The organism is Serratia sp. (in: enterobacteria) (assembly GCF_052400455.1).
GTDB classification, from domain to species: Bacteria; Pseudomonadota; Gammaproteobacteria; order Enterobacterales; family Enterobacteriaceae; genus Serratia; species Serratia ureilytica.
Genome location: NZ_CP185812.1, coordinates 2,207,846 through 2,222,752 on the forward strand (window position 1 = coordinate 2,207,846; position 14,907 = coordinate 2,222,752).

Here is a 14,907-nt window from a genome sequence, read left to right on the forward strand (position 1 = left end):
ATTTCCTCATCGCTTATCAGAAAAACCGCACAAAAAGTTAAATTTACGTTAGCAGATAAATCTTTACGTTCATTCAATAAGTTACCGGTAACATTTTTGCTTTTGCTCGCATTCTGACCTTCAATAAATAGACAAATAAGTAACAAATTATTTTAAAAACCCGTATCGATCGCAAGGTTGCGGTTAAATAGTTGTGACTATCTTTGGATGGAATGTGACATGTCGAATCATAAAACCAACAATTCGCGGCGCGATTTCTTGTTGAAATCGATGACCTTAATTCCTGCGGCGGTAATTGGTGGCAGCGGCGTTGGCGCGCTGACGGCCCCAGCACCAGCGGTCGCTGCCTCGAACACTTCAACGCAGAACGATTACCAACCGACCTTTTTCACCCCGGAAGAGTGGGCCTTCATCAAGACCGCCGTCGCGCGCCTGATCCCGGCCGACGAACGCGGCCCTGGCGCGCTGGAAGCCGGCGTGCCGGAGTTTATCGATCGCCAGATGAACACGCCGTACGCCACCGGTTCCATCTGGTACATGCAGGGGCCGTTCAACCCCGATGTGCCGAAGGAAATGGGCTACCAGCTGCCGCTGGTGCCCAAGCAAATCTACAACCTCGGCATCGCAGACGCCGACGCCTACAGCAAGAAAACCGCCGGCAAGCCTTTCGCCGAACTGGATGGCGCGCAGCAAGACGCCCTGCTGCAAAAGTTCGAGTCCGGCGAGGCGGAGTTCCAGCAACTGCCGTCGAAACTGTTCTTCTCCTATCTGCTGCAAAACACCCGTGAAGGTTTCTTCAGCGATCCGATCCATGGCGGCAACAAAGACATGGTTGGCTGGAAGCTGATTAATTTTCCGGGCGCGCGCGCCGATTTTATGGACTGGGTTGAGCGAGGGGAGCGTTATCCCTTCCCGCCGGTCTCGATTCGTGGGGAGAGGGGCTAACCATGGCAACGGTAATGAAAAAAGTAGACGCGGTGATCGTCGGCTTCGGCTGGGTGGGCGCGATCATGGCCAAAGAGCTGACCGAGGCCGGCCTCAACGTGGTGGCGCTGGAGCGCGGCCCGATGCGCGACACCTACCCGGACGGGTCTTATCCGCAGGTGATCGACGAGCTGACCTATAACATTCGACGCAAGCTGTTCCAGGATCTGTCGAAAAGCACCGTCACCATTCGCCACAACAGCAGCCAGACCGCGGTGCCTTACCGCCAGCTGGCGGCGTTCCTGCCGGGCACCGGCGTCGGCGGCGCCGGTCTGCACTGGTCGGGCGTACATTTCCGCGTCGATCCGATCGAACTGCGCATGCGCAGCCATTATGAAGAACGCTACGGCAAAAACTTCATTCCGAAGGACATGACCATCCAGGACTTCGGCGTGACCTACGACGAGCTGGAACCGTTCTTCGACAAAGCGGAGAAAGTGTTCGGCACTTCCGGCACCGCCTGGACCATCAAAGGGCAGAAAGTGGCGCAGAAGGGCGGTAACCGCTTTGCGCCGGATCGCTCCGACGACTTCCCGCTGCCGGCGCAGAAAAACACCTACTCCGCCCAGCTGTTCGAGAAAGCGGCGCTGGAGGTGGGTTACCACCCTTACAACCTGCCGTCCGCCAACACCTCGGACTCTTACACCAACCCGTACGGCGCGCAGATGGGCCCGTGCAACTTCTGCGGTTTCTGCAGCGGCTACGCCTGCTACATGTATTCCAAAGCCTCGCCGAACGTCAACATCTTGCCGGCGCTGCGCATGGAGAAACGCTTCGAACTGCGCACCAACGCCAACGTGCTGAAGGTCAACCTGACCGATGACAAGTCCCGCGCCACCGGCGTGAACTACGTCGATGCGCAGGGCCGCGAGATTGAACAGCCGGCCGACCTGGTGATCCTGGGCGCGTTCCAGTTCCACAACGTGCACCTGATGCTGCTGTCCGGCATCGGCAAGCCTTACGATCCGGTGACCGGCGAAGGCGTGGTCGGGCGCAACTTCGCCTACCAGAACATGACCACCATCAAGGCGTTCTTTGATAAAGACGTCTTCACCAACCCGTTCATCGGCGCCGGCGGCAACGGCGTGGGCGTGGATGACTTCAACGCCGACAACTTCGATCACGCCAAAGAAGGCTTCGTCGGCGGTTCGCCGTTCTGGGTCAACCAGGCGGGCACCAAGCCGATCTCCGGCCTGCCGACCCCTCCGGGTACCCCGGCCTGGGGCAGCAAGTGGAAAGCGGCGGTGGCGGATGCCTACACCCACCACGTCTCGATGGATGCCCACGGCGCGCACCAGTCGTACCGCAACAACTATCTGGATCTCGATCCCAACTACAAGAACGTGTTCGGCCAGCCGCTGCTGCGCATGACGTTCGACTGGCAGGAAAACGACATCAAGATGGCGCAGTTCATGTACGACAAGATGGCGCCGATCGCCAAGGCGATGAACCCGAAACTGATCGCCGGCAGCCCGAAAAACGCCAACAGCCACTTCGATACCACCAGCTACCAGACCACCCACATGAACGGCGGTGCGGTGATGGGGGAAGATCCGAAGACCAGCGCGGTCAACCGCTATCTGCAGAGCTGGGATGTGCACAACGTGTTCTCGATCGGCGCATCGGCCTTCCCGCAAGGGCTGGGCTACAACCCGACCGGCACCGTGGCGGCGCTGGCTTATTGGTCTGCCCGCGCCATTCGCGAGCAGTATCTGAAAAACCCAGGCCCATTGGTGCAGGCATAAGGACGGCGAACGATGAAAGCATTTGTACCGGCACTGGTTCTCAGTGCAGTGAGTTTCTCCGTTTGGGCGCAGGACGCCACCGTCAGCAGCGAGCTGATCAAGCGCGGCGAGTACCTGGCGCGCGCCGGTGACTGTGTGGCCTGCCATACCGATGGCAAGAACGGCAAGACCTTCGCCGGCGGCCTGGCGATGGAGACGCCGATCGGCACCATCTACTCGACCAACATTACGCCGGACAAGAAAACCGGCATCGGCGATTACAGCTTCGAGGATTTCGACAACGCGGTGCGTAAGGGCGTAGCCAAAAACGGCAGCACCCTGTACCCGGCGATGCCGTACCCGTCGTTCGCGCTGGTGAAAGAGGACGACATGCGCGCCATGTATGCCTATTTCATGCACGGCGTGCAGCCGGTGGAGCAGGCCAACAAGGATTCCGACATCCCGTGGCCGCTGTCGATGCGCTGGCCGCTGAGCATCTGGCGCGGCATGTTTGCGCCGTCGCCGGCGGATTTTGTCGCCGACGCCAAGGCCGATCCGGTGATTGAGCGCGGCCGCTACCTGGTGGAAGGCCTGGGCCACTGCGGCGCCTGCCATACCCCGCGCAGCATCACCATGCAGGAGAAAGCGTTGAGCAACAGCGAAAGCGACGACTACCTGTCCGGGAGCAACGCGCCGATCGACGGGTGGGTGGCTTCCAGCCTGCGCGGCGACCGCAAGGACGGCCTGGGCAGCTGGAGCGAAGCCGAGCTGACCGAGTTCCTGAAAACCGGCCGTAACGACAAAGCCATCGTGTTCGGCGGCATGAGCGACGTCGTGGAGCACAGCCTGCAATACCTGAGCGACGACGATCTGACCGCCATCGCGCGCTACCTGAAATCGCTGCCATCGAAAGACGGCAAGCAGCAGGCGGCGCCGGTCGAAGACAGCGTGGCCAAGGATCTGTGGCGGGGGAATGACAGCAAGCCCGGCGCGGCCCTGTATGTTGATAACTGCGCGGCCTGCCACCGCACCGACGGCGTGGGCTACAAGCGCGCCTTCCCGTCGCTGAAGGGCAATCCGGTGGTGCAGACCGAGGACGCGACCTCGCTGATCCACATCGTGCTGACCGGCAACACCACGCCGGCGGTGCAGGGCGCGGTGTCCAACATCACCATGCCGCCGTTTGGCTGGCGTTTGAACGATCAGCAGGTGGGGGACGTGGTGAACTTCATCCGCTCCAGCTGGGGCAACAGCGCCAAACCGGTGAGCGCCTCCGATGTGGCCGACGTGCGTAAAGACCGCTCGATGATCCGCGATGAGAAGGAGATGGGCAGCGCCGAGGTGCCGGACCATCCGGACGCGAAGAAGTAAACCGTTTAAGGGCTCCGCAAGGGGCCCTTAGTTTTTCTGCCGCCGCCTGCTTTTTCAGCAGATTGTGTTCGCAAATCGTCCGTTCAGCCGATAAAACATAGACCCGCAGCGGATTTTTCATTATCCTTTGCCGTCCTTTCATCAGGCGTAAGTATGAAATATCGCTTTAATTCACTGATTATTATTAAAAAACTCGCGGAGAAGGATATCCCGTTAGGCGCAATCGTTGTCGCCGCAGATTAAGGTAGACTGTCTCATGAGTACGATTTCTCCCGATTCAGGCACGCTGACGGCCGCTCAGACTGCCAAATGGAACAAAACCGACACCGTCTGGATGTTCGGTCTCTATGCGACTGCGGTGGGCGCAGGTACGTTGTTCTTGCCGATCAACGCCGGCCTGAACGGCCCGCTGGTGCTGCTGTTGATGGCGCTGTTCGCTTTCCCGCTGACCTATTTGCCGCACCGCGCGCTCAGCCGCTTCGTGCTTTCCGGCTCCAGCCGCGACGGCAACATTCACGATGTGGTGGTGGAACACTTCGGCGTGCTGGCCGGCAAAATCATCATGGTGCTGTATCTGATGGCGTTCTTCCCGATCGTGCTGGTGTACAGCATTTCGATCACCAACGCGCTGGACAGCTTCCTGATCCATCAGTTTCACGTGGCGCCGCTGCCGCGCCTGTGGCTGAGCCTGGCCGTGGTGGTGGTGCTCAATCTGGTGCTGCTGCGCGGCAAAGACAGCATCGTGGCGGCGATGGGCATGCTGGTGTTCCCACTGCTGGTGTTCCTGATGGGCATTTCGCTCTATCTGATGCCGAGCTGGAATACCGCCAACTTCGTGCATGGCCTGGCCGCCACCCGCTTCGACACGCCGGGATTGTGGCATTCTCTGTGGCTGGCCGTGCCGGTGATGGTGTTTTCCTTCAGCCATGCGCCGATCATCTCTTCCTTCGCCTCGACCCAGAAGAGCCTGTACGGCGACAAGGCGGAACGCCGCTGCGCGCGCATCATGCGCTACAGCTATGTGCTGATCTGCGTTACCGTGCTGTTCTTCGTGTTCAGCTGCGTGCTGAGCCTGTCTCATGAAGACATGCTGCAGGCGAAAGAGCAGAACATCACGGTGCTGACCACGCTGGCCAACAAGTTCTCCAACCCGCTGATCGCCTACCTTGGCCCGGTGATGGCGATGCTGGCGATGGCCAAATCCTATCTCGGCACCTCGCTGGGGGTGACGGAAGGGGCGACCAGCCTGATCGACGGCGTCACGCGCGCGGTCGGCAAGCCGCTCAGCTCGCGCATGACGCACCGCATTTCGGCGGTGTCGCTGTTCCTGCTCACCTGGGCGGCGACGGTGTGGAACCCCAGCGCGCTGCATATCATCGAAACCATCAGCGGCCCGCTGATTGCGGCGATCCTGTTCATCCTGCCGATGTACGCCGTGCGTGCGGTGCCGGCCATGCGCCAATATCGCGCGGCGAGCAACGTCTTCGTGCTGGTGATGGGGCTGATCGCGCTCTCGGCGCTGATCTACGGCCTTATATGATCCCCTGGGCGCGCCGGCTCCGGCGCGCCTCTTATCCTTCCTTTACACATCCCTTTGCAATTAATCGCCGGCATGCCGGGCGTTATCTTTGATAATGCAAGCCATTCTCATTAGTATTTCCTGAATGTATTCATGACTAAGGAGTCTTTCGTGCACCGTCGAATCACTTTGCCGGCGCTGGTTTGCGCCGCCTTACTCGCCTCTCCGGCGATGGCCACTACCTATCCGTTGACCCTGACCGACACCTCCGGCCAGACGGTCACCCTCCCGCAGGAGCCGAAACGCATCGTGGTGCAGGACGGGCGCGACATTCTTACGCTGGCGCTGCTCGATCGCGCCAACCCGTTCGGCCGGCTGGTGGCCTGGAATAACCTGCTGAAGAAAAGCGACGCGGCGACCTGGGAAATCTTGCAGAGCAAATGGCCGGCGGCGAAAAACATCATCGACATGGGATTCAGCGATAAAGGCGAAGTGAATCTGGAGAGCGTGATCGCCAAGCGCCCCGATCTGATGATCGCCCAGCTGCGCTCCAAGCCTTCGCTGAGCCAAACCGGCGTGCTGGATAAGCTGAAGGCGCTGAACGTGCCGGTGTTGTTTATCGATACCATGCTCAAGCCGGTGGAAAACACGCCGAAAAGCGTGACGCTGTTGGGGGAAACCCTCAACCGTGAAAGCGAAGCCAAGCAATATACCGATTATTATCAGCAGCATTATCAGGCCATTCTGGCCAAAACGCAGGCGGTGGAACCTAAACCGTTGGTGTTCTTTGAAGCCAAGGCCGGTCTGAATGGCCTGGAATCCTGCTGCTTCACCCATGCGCACGTCGGCTGGGGCGCGTTGGTCGAAGCGGTCGGCGCGCGCAACATCGGTTCTGCGCTGCTGCCGGGCGCGACCGGCGACGTGGCGCTGGAAAAAGTGATCAGCATGAAACCGGATGCGTATATCGTTTCCGGCTCACAGTGGGCCAGCAAGACCAACGCAGCGGTGCCGTTCGGCTATGGCGTGACGCAGCAGCAGGTGGATGAGGCCTTCAACCGCATGAAGCAGCGCCCGGGGTTCTCGCAGGTGTCGGCGGTGAAGGAAGGGCGGTTCTACGGCATCTACCATAACTTCTACAACCACCCGTACAACATCGTCGGGCTAGAGTATCTGGCGAAGTTTATCTATCCGGCGCAGTTCCCGGATTTGGATCCGGCCAAGACCTACAGCGAGATCCTCAGTCGCTTTACCGAAGTGCCGGAAGGCAAGGGCATTTTGGGCGCGCAGGCGCCGGCGGGGAAATAACGGCAACGGGCGCGATGTCGCGCCCGTTTTTCATGGTCAGGCGGCGGCCGGTGTATAGGTGGAGATGATCTCCAGCACGCCGTTGATGATGAACTGAACGCCCATGCACACCAGCAGGAACCCCATCAGGCGCGAGATCGCCTCGATGCCGCTTTTTCCCACCAACCGCATGATGGCGCCGGAACTGAGCAGGCAGGCCCACAGGATCACCGCGACCGTCAGGAAGATGGCGACCGGCGCCACGGCCAACACCCAGGGTTCAAAACCCAGCGAGTTCGCTTTGACGCTCGACGCCGAGCTGATGATCATCGCGATGGTGCCCGGCCCGGCGGTGCTCGGCATGGCCAGCGGCACGAAGGCGATGTTGGCCGACGTCTTGTGGCGCAGCTCGTGCGACTTGCTCTCCACCTCCGGCGCGTCTTCGGGGCTCTGCTGCGGGAACAGCATGCGAAAACCGATGAAGGCGACGATCAGGCCGCCGGCGATGCGCAGGCCGGGGATCGAAATGCCGAAGGTGTTCATCACCACCTGCCCGGCGTAAAACGCCACCGTCATGATGCAGAACACATAAACCGAGGCCATCAGCGACTGCTGATTACGCTCTTCGCGCGTCATATTGCCGGACAACCCGAGCAGCAACGCCACCGTGGTCAGCGGGTTGGCCAGCGGCAACAGCAGCACCAAACCCAGTCCGATGGCCTGGAATAACTGCAAAATACCCGTCATAAAATTGACTCCCTGTGCAACGTTCAAGCCGCCAAACGGCGGCCCATGAGCTGAACAGCCTAGCCTGCCGTACGCCTGGCGGCAATGGGGATAGCTCGTAACGTTAATTAACCGTCGGCCCGGGCGTTCAGCGTCGCCGGCCGGCGAAATTCGTCGGCGCGAGACTCATCGTCATCGCCGCACTCGCCGGCGAGCTCAGGTTCATCCTCACACCCCAGCGGCGCCTCGTTGACCGCAATCGCGCGCGGCACCGAACGCGCGCCAAAATGCACCCGCCCATACAACGTTGCTAATACCGCGCATAGCACGACGAGGACTGCGAGTAACCGGTTCATGTTGTGCGCTAAGACCCTGTTCTCTGGTGGATAGCGTAAGAATAGTGACGCTAAGGCGGTCTGTCAGCGTAGCGCCGCTGAAAGTAAACGCACGTCTGAAGTCATTATCATTAATTATTTTTAACTGTTTTCACCCTTTAACCGCCTGGTTGATGAAGCGGGTCTATAATGGTAAGGCTTTCTGGCATTTCTTTATAATCGAAAACTTAAAAGGAGTTTTACTATGGAAGTGGCAAAAGAATGGGTAGCGGCGAAAAAAATCTCCTGGGGCAGCGTCATCGGCGGCGTGATCACCGTATTGGCTGTTTCACTGTTGCTGTCGACGTTAGGCACCAGTCTTGGATTCTCCATCGTGGATCCGACATCAGACGATCCGATAAACGGCGCCGGTACCACCGTAGTGATTTGGTCCGCTGTTTCAATCATTATTAGTTTGGCCGCCGGCGCTTTTATTGCCGGGCGTTTGGCTGCTAATGACGGACTTATTCATGGCTTCCTGGTATGGGCGACCTCACTGATTGTGGCGGCGGTGCTGGGGGGGATGCTGGTCGGGTCTGCCGTGAAGGCGACCGGCAATGCGCTGGGCGCTATCGCTTCGACCTCCGGCAGCTTGCTCTCCGGCGCCGGTTCAGCGATTGGCAAAGGGGCATCCGGATTGGCGGACGCCGGCGGTAAAGTGTTTGACAAGTTGGGCATTGACACAACCTTGGAACCTGAACAGCTGCAAGGCGATGTGGTTACGGCGCTTAAAAAAAGCGGTATCCCGTCATTGCAGCCTGAATTCATGCAACAGCAGTTGAATGCGGCCAAAACTGATTTGGCGGACGCAGTAAAAGCTCTGGCACTTCAGCCTGACAATAGCGACGCCATTATTAATCAACTGGTCGCCAAGCTTAAAAAACAGGGTGAGGCCATCTCGCAAGATGTGGATCAAGACGCCCTGAAAAAGGCCTTGGCGGAAAATACCGATATGACGCCGCAGGAAGTGGACCAGACGGTGAAGAATTTGGTCGAAGCCAAAAATAAAACTGCGCAGCTGGTTAATCAGCGTTTGGATGACGCCGAAGCAAAAATCAATCAGGCAAAACAGGAGTATGTGGAGCTGAAACAGAAGGCGCGCGAACAGGCTGCCGCTGCTGCGGACGAATTGTCGCGGGCCGCATTGTGGTCGTTCTTTGCGCTGTTGATTGGCGCAGTGGTCAGTGCGTTGGCCGGCTTGTGGGGCGTTAACACCAATGTCCGCCGTATCGCGGTATCACCTGCGCAGGCGTAATCTTCAGGCTCCTTTGCGCGTCTCGATGATATAGGGATGAGAGCCTGGAATACTGACGACGATGAAGTGACTGCCAGGAAAGACTGGCCTCACCCCGGCCCAGGTGCCGGGGTTTTTTATTGTTTCGGCGTAATTAACGACCACCTTTCGCGCGGCGCAGGGCATTAGGCATCAATTGCCACGATCCCTGAGAACAGGTGGATACCATAGATGCGCTGTAAATAATAATGAGTGTGATTATGAAACAAGAACTGCATATTTTACTGGGGAAAATCGGCGCATTCGCGCTTTCCGCCGCCTTCATGGCGGCATTGGTCGGCCTGGTGTTTATCGATGTGCACTGGCTGCATAACTTCGTGCATGAAACTTCGTTGACCGAAGCGGCGCAGGAGCTGTTGCTGCTCGCCATCTCCGGCGGTTTCTTTGCCGCGGCTCGGCGACAGGCCGAGCGTCGTTCCGCCTGGCTGCTGGTTGGCGGCTTCTTTCTCTGCATGCTGATCCGCGAGATGGACTTCGCTTTCGATGCGTTGTGGCACGGCGCCTGGGTGTGGTTCGCGCTGGCGGTCGCCTTGGCCTGTCTGTGGCATGCCGCAAGGCATATTGCGGCTACGGCGCGCGGTCTGGTCTATGTCGTGTCGCACCCTGGCTACGGCATGATGTGCGCCGGCCTGCTGTGCATCCTGGTGTTTTCACGCCTGTTCGGCATGAGCGCGCTGTGGCAAACGCTGATGCTGGACGGTTACAACCGGGTGGTGAAAAACATGGTGGAAGAGGGATGCGAACTGCTGGGCTACGGCCTGTGCCTGCTGGCCACCCTTAGCTACCTGAAAGGCGTGTTTGCGCCGGATAGAGCGAAAGCGTGAGGGCGGCGGCGCTTTATTTATCCGGAACAATTTTAGTGATACTATTCGCTTAGCCGAATGCGGCTGAGAAGGTATGCGTTCCATTCTGTATACCCAGTGAGGTTTCAATCTGGCAATTGTGGGCGAGATCTGAAACCTGGCTGACCAAACCCAAAATCCAATTTTCGTACTGCATGTGATCTGTCGTGTGGGTCACCACTGTAGATAAGGAATTATTAATGCCTGTTATTACCCTTCCTGACGGAAGTCAGCGTCATTTCGACCACCCCGTTTCCCCGATGGATGTCGCGCGCGATATCGGCCCTGGCCTGGCGAAAGCCTGTATCGCCGGCCGCGTCAACGGCGAGCTGGTCGACGCCGGCGATCTGATCGAATCAGATGCGCAGCTGGCCATCATCACCATCAAAGACGAAGACGGTCTGGAAATCATGCGCCACTCCTGCGCGCACCTGCTGGGTCATGCGATCAAGCAGCTGTGGCCGGATACCAAAATGGCGATCGGTCCGGTGATCGACAACGGTTTCTATTATGACGTGGATATCGACCGCACCCTGACGCAGGAAGACCTGGATCTGCTGGAAAAGCGGATGCACGAGTTGGCCGATAAGGATTACGACGTCATCAAGAAGAAGGTCAGCTGGCAAGAAGCCCGCGACACCTTCGCTGAGCGCGGCGAAATCTATAAAGTGGCGATCCTGGATGAGAACATCAGCCATGACGATCGTCCGGGCCTGTATCACCACGAAGAATACGTCGACATGTGCCGCGGTCCGCACGTGCCGAACATGCGTTTCTGCCACCATTTCAAACTGCAGAAAACCTCCGGCGCTTACTGGCGCGGCGACAGCAAAAACAAAATGCTGCAGCGTATCTACGGTACCGCCTGGGCAGACAAGAAGCAGCTGAACGCCTACCTGCAACGCCTGGAAGAAGCGGCCAAGCGCGATCACCGCAAGATCGGCAAACAGCTCGACCTGTATCACATGCAGGAAGAAGCGCCGGGCATGGTGTTCTGGCACAACGACGGTTGGACTATCTTCCGCGAGCTGGAAGCCTTCGTGCGCATGAAGCTCAAAGAATATCAGTACCAGGAAGTGAAAGGTCCGTTCATGATGGACCGCGTGCTGTGGGAAAAAACCGGCCACTGGGAAAACTACAAAGACGCCATGTTCACCACCGCGTCGGAAAACCGCGAATACTGCATCAAGCCGATGAACTGCCCGGGTCACGTGCAGATCTTCAACCAGGGCCTGAAGTCGTACCGCGATTTGCCGCTGCGCATGGGCGAATTCGGCAGCTGCCACCGCAACGAGCCTTCGGGTTCCCTGCACGGCCTGATGCGCGTGCGCGGCTTCACGCAGGATGACGCCCACATCTTCTGTACCGAAGAGCAGGTGCGCGCCGAAGTGAACGAATGCATTCGCATGGTCTATGACGTGTACGGCACTTTCGGCTTCGACAAGATCGCCGTCAAGCTGTCCACGCGTCCGGAAAAACGTATCGGCACCGACGACATGTGGACCCGTGCAGAAGAAGACCTGGCCGCCGCGCTGACCGAGAACGGCATTCCGTTCGAGTACCAGCCGGGCGAGGGCGCCTTCTACGGACCGAAAATTGAATTTACCCTGCATGATTGTTTGGATCGCGCATGGCAATGTGGTACCGTGCAGCTCGATTTCTTCTTGCCGGGCCGTTTGGGCGCATCGTACGTTGGCGAAAACAACGATCGCGTCGTGCCGGTAATGATTCACCGCGCCATTTTGGGTTCCATGGAACGCTTCATCGGTATCCTTACCGAAGAATATGCCGGGTTCTACCCGACCTGGATCGCTCCGGTGCAGGTGGTGGTGATGAATATCACCGACAGCCAGTCTGATTACGTCCAGCAATTGACCAAAAAACTGCAGGATGCAGGTATTCGCGTGAAAGCGGACTTGAGAAATGAGAAGATTGGCTTTAAAATTCGCGAACATACTTTACGTCGAGTCCCTTACATGTTGGTGTGCGGTGACAAAGAGGTCGAAGCAGGCAAAGTTGCCGTTCGTACCCGCCGTGGCAAAGACTTGGGAAGCCTGGACGTAAACGAAGTCGTAGACAAGCTGCTGAAAGAGATTCGCAGCCGTAGTCTTCATCAACTGGAGGAATAAAGTATTAAAGGCGGAAAACGAGTTCAACCGGCGCGTCCTAATCGCATTAACAGAGAAATTCGCGCGCAAGAAGTTCGCCTAACCGGCGTCGATGGCGAGCAGATTGGTATTGTCAGTCTGAATGAAGCTCTTGAAAAAGCTGAGGAAGCGGGCGTTGATTTAGTAGAAATCAGCCCAAATGCCGAACCGCCAGTTTGCCGAATCATGGATTACGGCAAATTCCTCTACGAGAAGAGCAAGTCGACGAAAGAACAGAAGAAGAAGCAAAAAGTTATCCAGGTTAAGGAAATCAAATTCCGTCCTGGCACCGATGATGGCGACTATCAGGTCAAACTACGCAACCTGATTCGCTTTCTGGAAGATGGCGATAAAGCCAAAATCACCCTGCGTTTCCGCGGGCGTGAGATGGCGCACCAGCAGATCGGCATGGAAGTGCTTAACCGCGTCCGTAAAGACCTGTGTGAAGATATGGATCTGGCAGTGGTCGAGTCCTTCCCTACGAAGATCGAAGGCCGCCAGATGATTATGGTGCTCGCTCCTAAGAAGAAACAGTAAGGCTTACAAGTAATGGAACCCGCGCGGCGCTTGCGCTGTGTGGGTTTTATTCGCCCAACTGATTCGTTGTTTAACAATGCGAAGTGGATTTAATTAAAATGCCAAAGATTAAAACTGTACGTGGTGCAGCCAAGCGCTTCAAAAAAACCGGCAGCGGTGGTTTTAAGCGTAAACATGCCAACCTGCGTCATATTCTGACCAAAAAAGCAACCAAGCGTAAACGTCACCTGCGTCCGAAAGGCATGGTGTCTAAAAACGATCTGGTCCTGGTTACCGCGTGCCTGCCGTACGCATAAGCCATTTTTTTTGAATTTAGAATAAGACTTTAGGAGAGAGCATATGGCTCGCGTAAAACGTGGTGTAATTGCACGCGCACGTCACAAGAAAATCATGAAGCAGGCGAAAGGCTACTACGGTGCCCGTTCGCGCGTATATCGTGTTGCCTTCCAGGCAGTAATCAAAGCAGGTCAGTATGCTTACCGTGACCGTCGTCAACGTAAGCGTCAGTTCCGTCAGCTGTGGATTGCACGTATCAACGCAGCTGCTCGTCAGAACGGTCTGTCTTACAGCAAGTTCATCAACGGCCTGAAAAAAGCCTCGATCGAAATTGACCGTAAGATCCTGGCTGACATCGCAGTCTTCGACAAAGTGGCCTTCGGCGCACTGGTTGAGAAAGCGAAAGCAGCTCTGGCGTAAGTCAGTAGAAGAGGGAGCTTGCTCCCTCTTTTAATCTTTGTTTTCAGCGACAAATATTGACTTTCATTGCCCGCCGCTATATCACTGGTGGACAATCATCGACAAGGTACCGCAATTATGCACGCAGCTATTTTTCGTTTCTTTTTTTACTTTAGCGCCTGATTTCAGGAGGCTTTGCGCGTAAGAAAAGAAACGAAAAGTAGCGCCTAAGCCTCCCTCGTGGAGGCTTTTTTGTTTTTGGCCATCGTCCCGCCTTGCAAAGCGTTGCGGTCAGAACGGCGGGTACTCAGCCGGCCCTGCGCCGCGCAGGCGAGCCGCCTGGCCGGCAACGCATTGAAAAGTCTTTGAAGATTGCTCAAAGGCGTGTTCGAATAATAGATAACAATTACTTAGGGCCATCCCGGCCAGAGGAAGAGGAAAGCAATGCCACATCTCGCAGAGCTGGTTGCCAATGCCAAGGCAGCCGTAGAAGATGCCCAGGATGTTGCCGCGTTAGATTTGGTGCGCGTCGAATATTTTGGCAAGAAAGGTCATTTCACCTTGCAGATGCAGTCTCTGCGCGACGTACCGGCGGAAGACCGCCCGGCGGCCGGCGCGGTGATCAACCAGGCCAAGCAAGAGGTGCAAGACGCCCTGAACGCGCGTAAGAACGCGCTGGAAAGCGCCGCGCTGAACGCGCGCCTGGCGGCTGAAACCATCGACGTCTCCCTGCCGGGCCGTCGCATGGAAAACGGCGGCCTGCACCCGGTGACCCGTACCATCGACCGCATCGAAACCTTCTTCGGCGAGCTGGGCTTCTCCGTCGCTACCGGCCCGGAGATTGAAGACGATTACCATAACTTCGACGCGCTGAACATTCCAGGGCATCACCCGGCGCGCGCCGACCACGATACTTTCTGGTTCGACGCCACGCGCCTGCTGCGCACTCAGACCTCCGGCGTGCAGATCCGCACCATGAAGAACCAGCAGCCGCCGATCCGCATCATTGCGCCGGGCCGCGTTTATCGTAACGACTACGATCAGACTCACACCCCGATGTTCCACCAGATGGAAGGGCTGATCGTCGATAAAGACATCAGCTTCACCAACCTGAAGGGCACGCTGCACGATTTCCTGAATAACTTCTTTGAAGAAGACCTGCAGGTTCGTTTCCGTCCGTCCTACTTCCCGTTCACCGAGCCGTCCGCCGAAGTGGACGTGATGGGTAAAAACGGTAAATGGCTGGAAGTGCTGGGCTGCGGCATGGTGCATCCGAACGTGCTGCGCAACGTGGGCATCGATCCGGAAGTTTACTCCGGCTTCGCCTTCGGTATGGGCATGGAGCGCCTGACGATGCTGCGTTACGGCGTCACCGACCTGCGCGCATTCTTCGAAAACGATCTGCGTTTCCTCAAACAGTTTAAGTAAGG

15 protein-coding genes and 1 other annotated feature are annotated in these 14,907 nt (G+C 57.4%); of the genes, 13 read left to right on the forward strand and 2 right to left on the reverse strand.

The features are described 5' to 3' along the window. Positions 1-219 precede the first annotated feature (219 nt). From ACORQT_RS10775 to ACORQT_RS10795, 5 genes are all read left to right on the forward strand, one after another. Entirely contained in the window at positions 220-945 is a 726-nt protein-coding gene (locus ACORQT_RS10775) for a gluconate 2-dehydrogenase subunit 3 family protein (protein WP_042784344.1), read from the forward strand. Between the two features lie 2 nt (positions 946-947). Continuing rightward, complete coding sequence (locus ACORQT_RS10780) at positions 948-2,729, forward strand: GMC family oxidoreductase (protein ID WP_004931432.1); 1,782 nt, start codon at positions 948-950, stop codon at positions 2,727-2,729. Between the two features lie 12 nt (positions 2,730-2,741). Beyond that, positions 2,742-4,079, forward strand: a complete 1,338-nt coding sequence (locus ACORQT_RS10785; RefSeq protein ID WP_164057531.1) for a c-type cytochrome — start codon at positions 2,742-2,744, stop codon at positions 4,077-4,079. Between the two features lie 256 nt (positions 4,080-4,335). Then, entirely contained in the window at positions 4,336-5,619 is a 1,284-nt protein-coding gene (locus ACORQT_RS10790) for a serine/threonine protein kinase (RefSeq protein ID WP_033652462.1), read from the forward strand. A 150-nt stretch (positions 5,620-5,769) separates the two neighbouring features. Beyond that, on the forward strand, positions 5,770-6,903 hold the full coding sequence (locus ACORQT_RS10795; RefSeq protein ID WP_116286382.1) for an ABC transporter substrate-binding protein: 1,134 nt from the start codon (positions 5,770-5,772) through the stop codon (positions 6,901-6,903). A gap of 36 nt (positions 6,904-6,939) precedes the next feature. On the opposite strand, the gene ACORQT_RS10800 is transcribed toward ACORQT_RS10795, so the two are convergent. After that, on the reverse strand, positions 6,940-7,629 hold the full coding sequence (locus tag ACORQT_RS10800) for a MarC family NAAT transporter (RefSeq protein ID WP_033652461.1): 690 nt from the start codon (positions 7,627-7,629) through the stop codon (positions 6,940-6,942). Positions 7,630-7,736: 107 nt separating this feature from the next. Beyond that, positions 7,737-7,880, reverse strand: a complete 144-nt coding sequence (locus ACORQT_RS10805; RefSeq protein WP_164057523.1) for a hypothetical protein — start codon at positions 7,878-7,880, stop codon at positions 7,737-7,739. Positions 7,881-8,187: 307 nt separating this feature from the next. Between ACORQT_RS10805 and ACORQT_RS10810 the strand changes: the two genes are divergently transcribed. The 8 genes from ACORQT_RS10810 (at position 8,188) to pheS (ending at position 14,905) form a co-directional block, all read left to right on the forward strand. Continuing rightward, positions 8,188-9,237: a YrzE family protein gene (locus ACORQT_RS10810; protein ID WP_033642876.1), complete on the forward strand. Its 1,050-nt coding sequence runs from the start codon at positions 8,188-8,190 to the stop codon at positions 9,235-9,237. A gap of 239 nt (positions 9,238-9,476) precedes the next feature. Beyond that, complete coding sequence (locus ACORQT_RS10815) at positions 9,477-10,100, forward strand: hypothetical protein (protein WP_033642877.1); 624 nt, start codon at positions 9,477-9,479, stop codon at positions 10,098-10,100. A 218-nt stretch (positions 10,101-10,318) separates the two neighbouring features. Next, positions 10,319-12,247, forward strand: a complete 1,929-nt coding sequence (gene thrS, locus ACORQT_RS10820) for a threonine--tRNA ligase (protein ID WP_025159696.1) — start codon at positions 10,319-10,321, stop codon at positions 12,245-12,247. A gap of 3 nt (positions 12,248-12,250) precedes the next feature. Then, on the forward strand, positions 12,251-12,802 hold the full coding sequence (infC, locus tag ACORQT_RS10825) for a translation initiation factor IF-3 (RefSeq protein ID WP_048233542.1): 552 nt from the start codon (positions 12,251-12,253) through the stop codon (positions 12,800-12,802). 98 nt (positions 12,803-12,900) lie between these two features. Then, positions 12,901-13,098, forward strand: a complete 198-nt coding sequence (gene rpmI, locus ACORQT_RS10830; RefSeq protein WP_004931418.1) for a 50S ribosomal protein L35 — start codon at positions 12,901-12,903, stop codon at positions 13,096-13,098. Between the two features lie 43 nt (positions 13,099-13,141). Continuing rightward, positions 13,142-13,498 (forward strand): 50S ribosomal protein L20, encoded by a 357-nt coding sequence (gene rplT / locus ACORQT_RS10835; RefSeq protein ID WP_004931417.1) that lies wholly within the window; start codon positions 13,142-13,144, stop codon positions 13,496-13,498. 113 nt (positions 13,499-13,611) lie between these two features. Further along, positions 13,612-13,734, forward strand: a sequence feature (Phe leader region). Next, positions 13,616-13,660 carry a pheST operon leader peptide PheM gene (gene pheM, locus ACORQT_RS10840; RefSeq protein ID WP_121626058.1) on the forward strand — a complete coding sequence of 15 codons (45 nt, stop codon included), beginning with the start codon at positions 13,616-13,618 and terminating at the stop codon, positions 13,658-13,660. It overlaps the preceding feature by 45 nt. 187 nt (positions 13,735-13,921) lie before the next feature. Beyond that, positions 13,922-14,905 carry a phenylalanine--tRNA ligase subunit alpha gene (gene pheS, locus ACORQT_RS10845; RefSeq protein WP_004931416.1) on the forward strand — a complete coding sequence of 328 codons (984 nt, stop codon included), beginning with the start codon at positions 13,922-13,924 and terminating at the stop codon, positions 14,903-14,905. Positions 14,906-14,907 lie beyond the last annotated feature (2 nt).

Bases quoted from the DNA above. Each gene is read 5' to 3' on its own strand.
- ACORQT_RS10775 (WP_042784344.1), top strand. From the start codon at position 220: ATGTCGAATCATAAAACCAACAATTCGCGGCGCGATTTCTTGTTGAAA.
- ACORQT_RS10780 (WP_004931432.1), top strand. From the start codon at position 948: ATGGCAACGGTAATGAAAAAAGTAGACGCGGTGATCGTCGGCTTCGGC.
- ACORQT_RS10785 (WP_164057531.1), top strand. From the start codon at position 2,742: ATGAAAGCATTTGTACCGGCACTGGTTCTCAGTGCAGTGAGTTTCTCC.
- ACORQT_RS10790 (WP_033652462.1), top strand. From the start codon at position 4,336: ATGAGTACGATTTCTCCCGATTCAGGCACGCTGACGGCCGCTCAGACT.
- ACORQT_RS10800 (WP_033652461.1), bottom strand. From the start codon at position 7,629: ATGACGGGTATTTTGCAGTTATTCCAGGCCATCGGACTGGGTTTGGTG.
- ACORQT_RS10810 (WP_033642876.1), top strand. From the start codon at position 8,188: ATGGAAGTGGCAAAAGAATGGGTAGCGGCGAAAAAAATCTCCTGGGGC.
- ACORQT_RS10815 (WP_033642877.1), top strand. From the start codon at position 9,477: ATGAAACAAGAACTGCATATTTTACTGGGGAAAATCGGCGCATTCGCG.
- thrS (WP_025159696.1), top strand. From the start codon at position 10,319: ATGCCTGTTATTACCCTTCCTGACGGAAGTCAGCGTCATTTCGACCAC.
- rpmI (WP_004931418.1), top strand. From the start codon at position 12,901: ATGCCAAAGATTAAAACTGTACGTGGTGCAGCCAAGCGCTTCAAAAAA.
- rplT (WP_004931417.1), top strand. From the start codon at position 13,142: ATGGCTCGCGTAAAACGTGGTGTAATTGCACGCGCACGTCACAAGAAA.
- pheS (WP_004931416.1), top strand. From the start codon at position 13,922: ATGCCACATCTCGCAGAGCTGGTTGCCAATGCCAAGGCAGCCGTAGAA.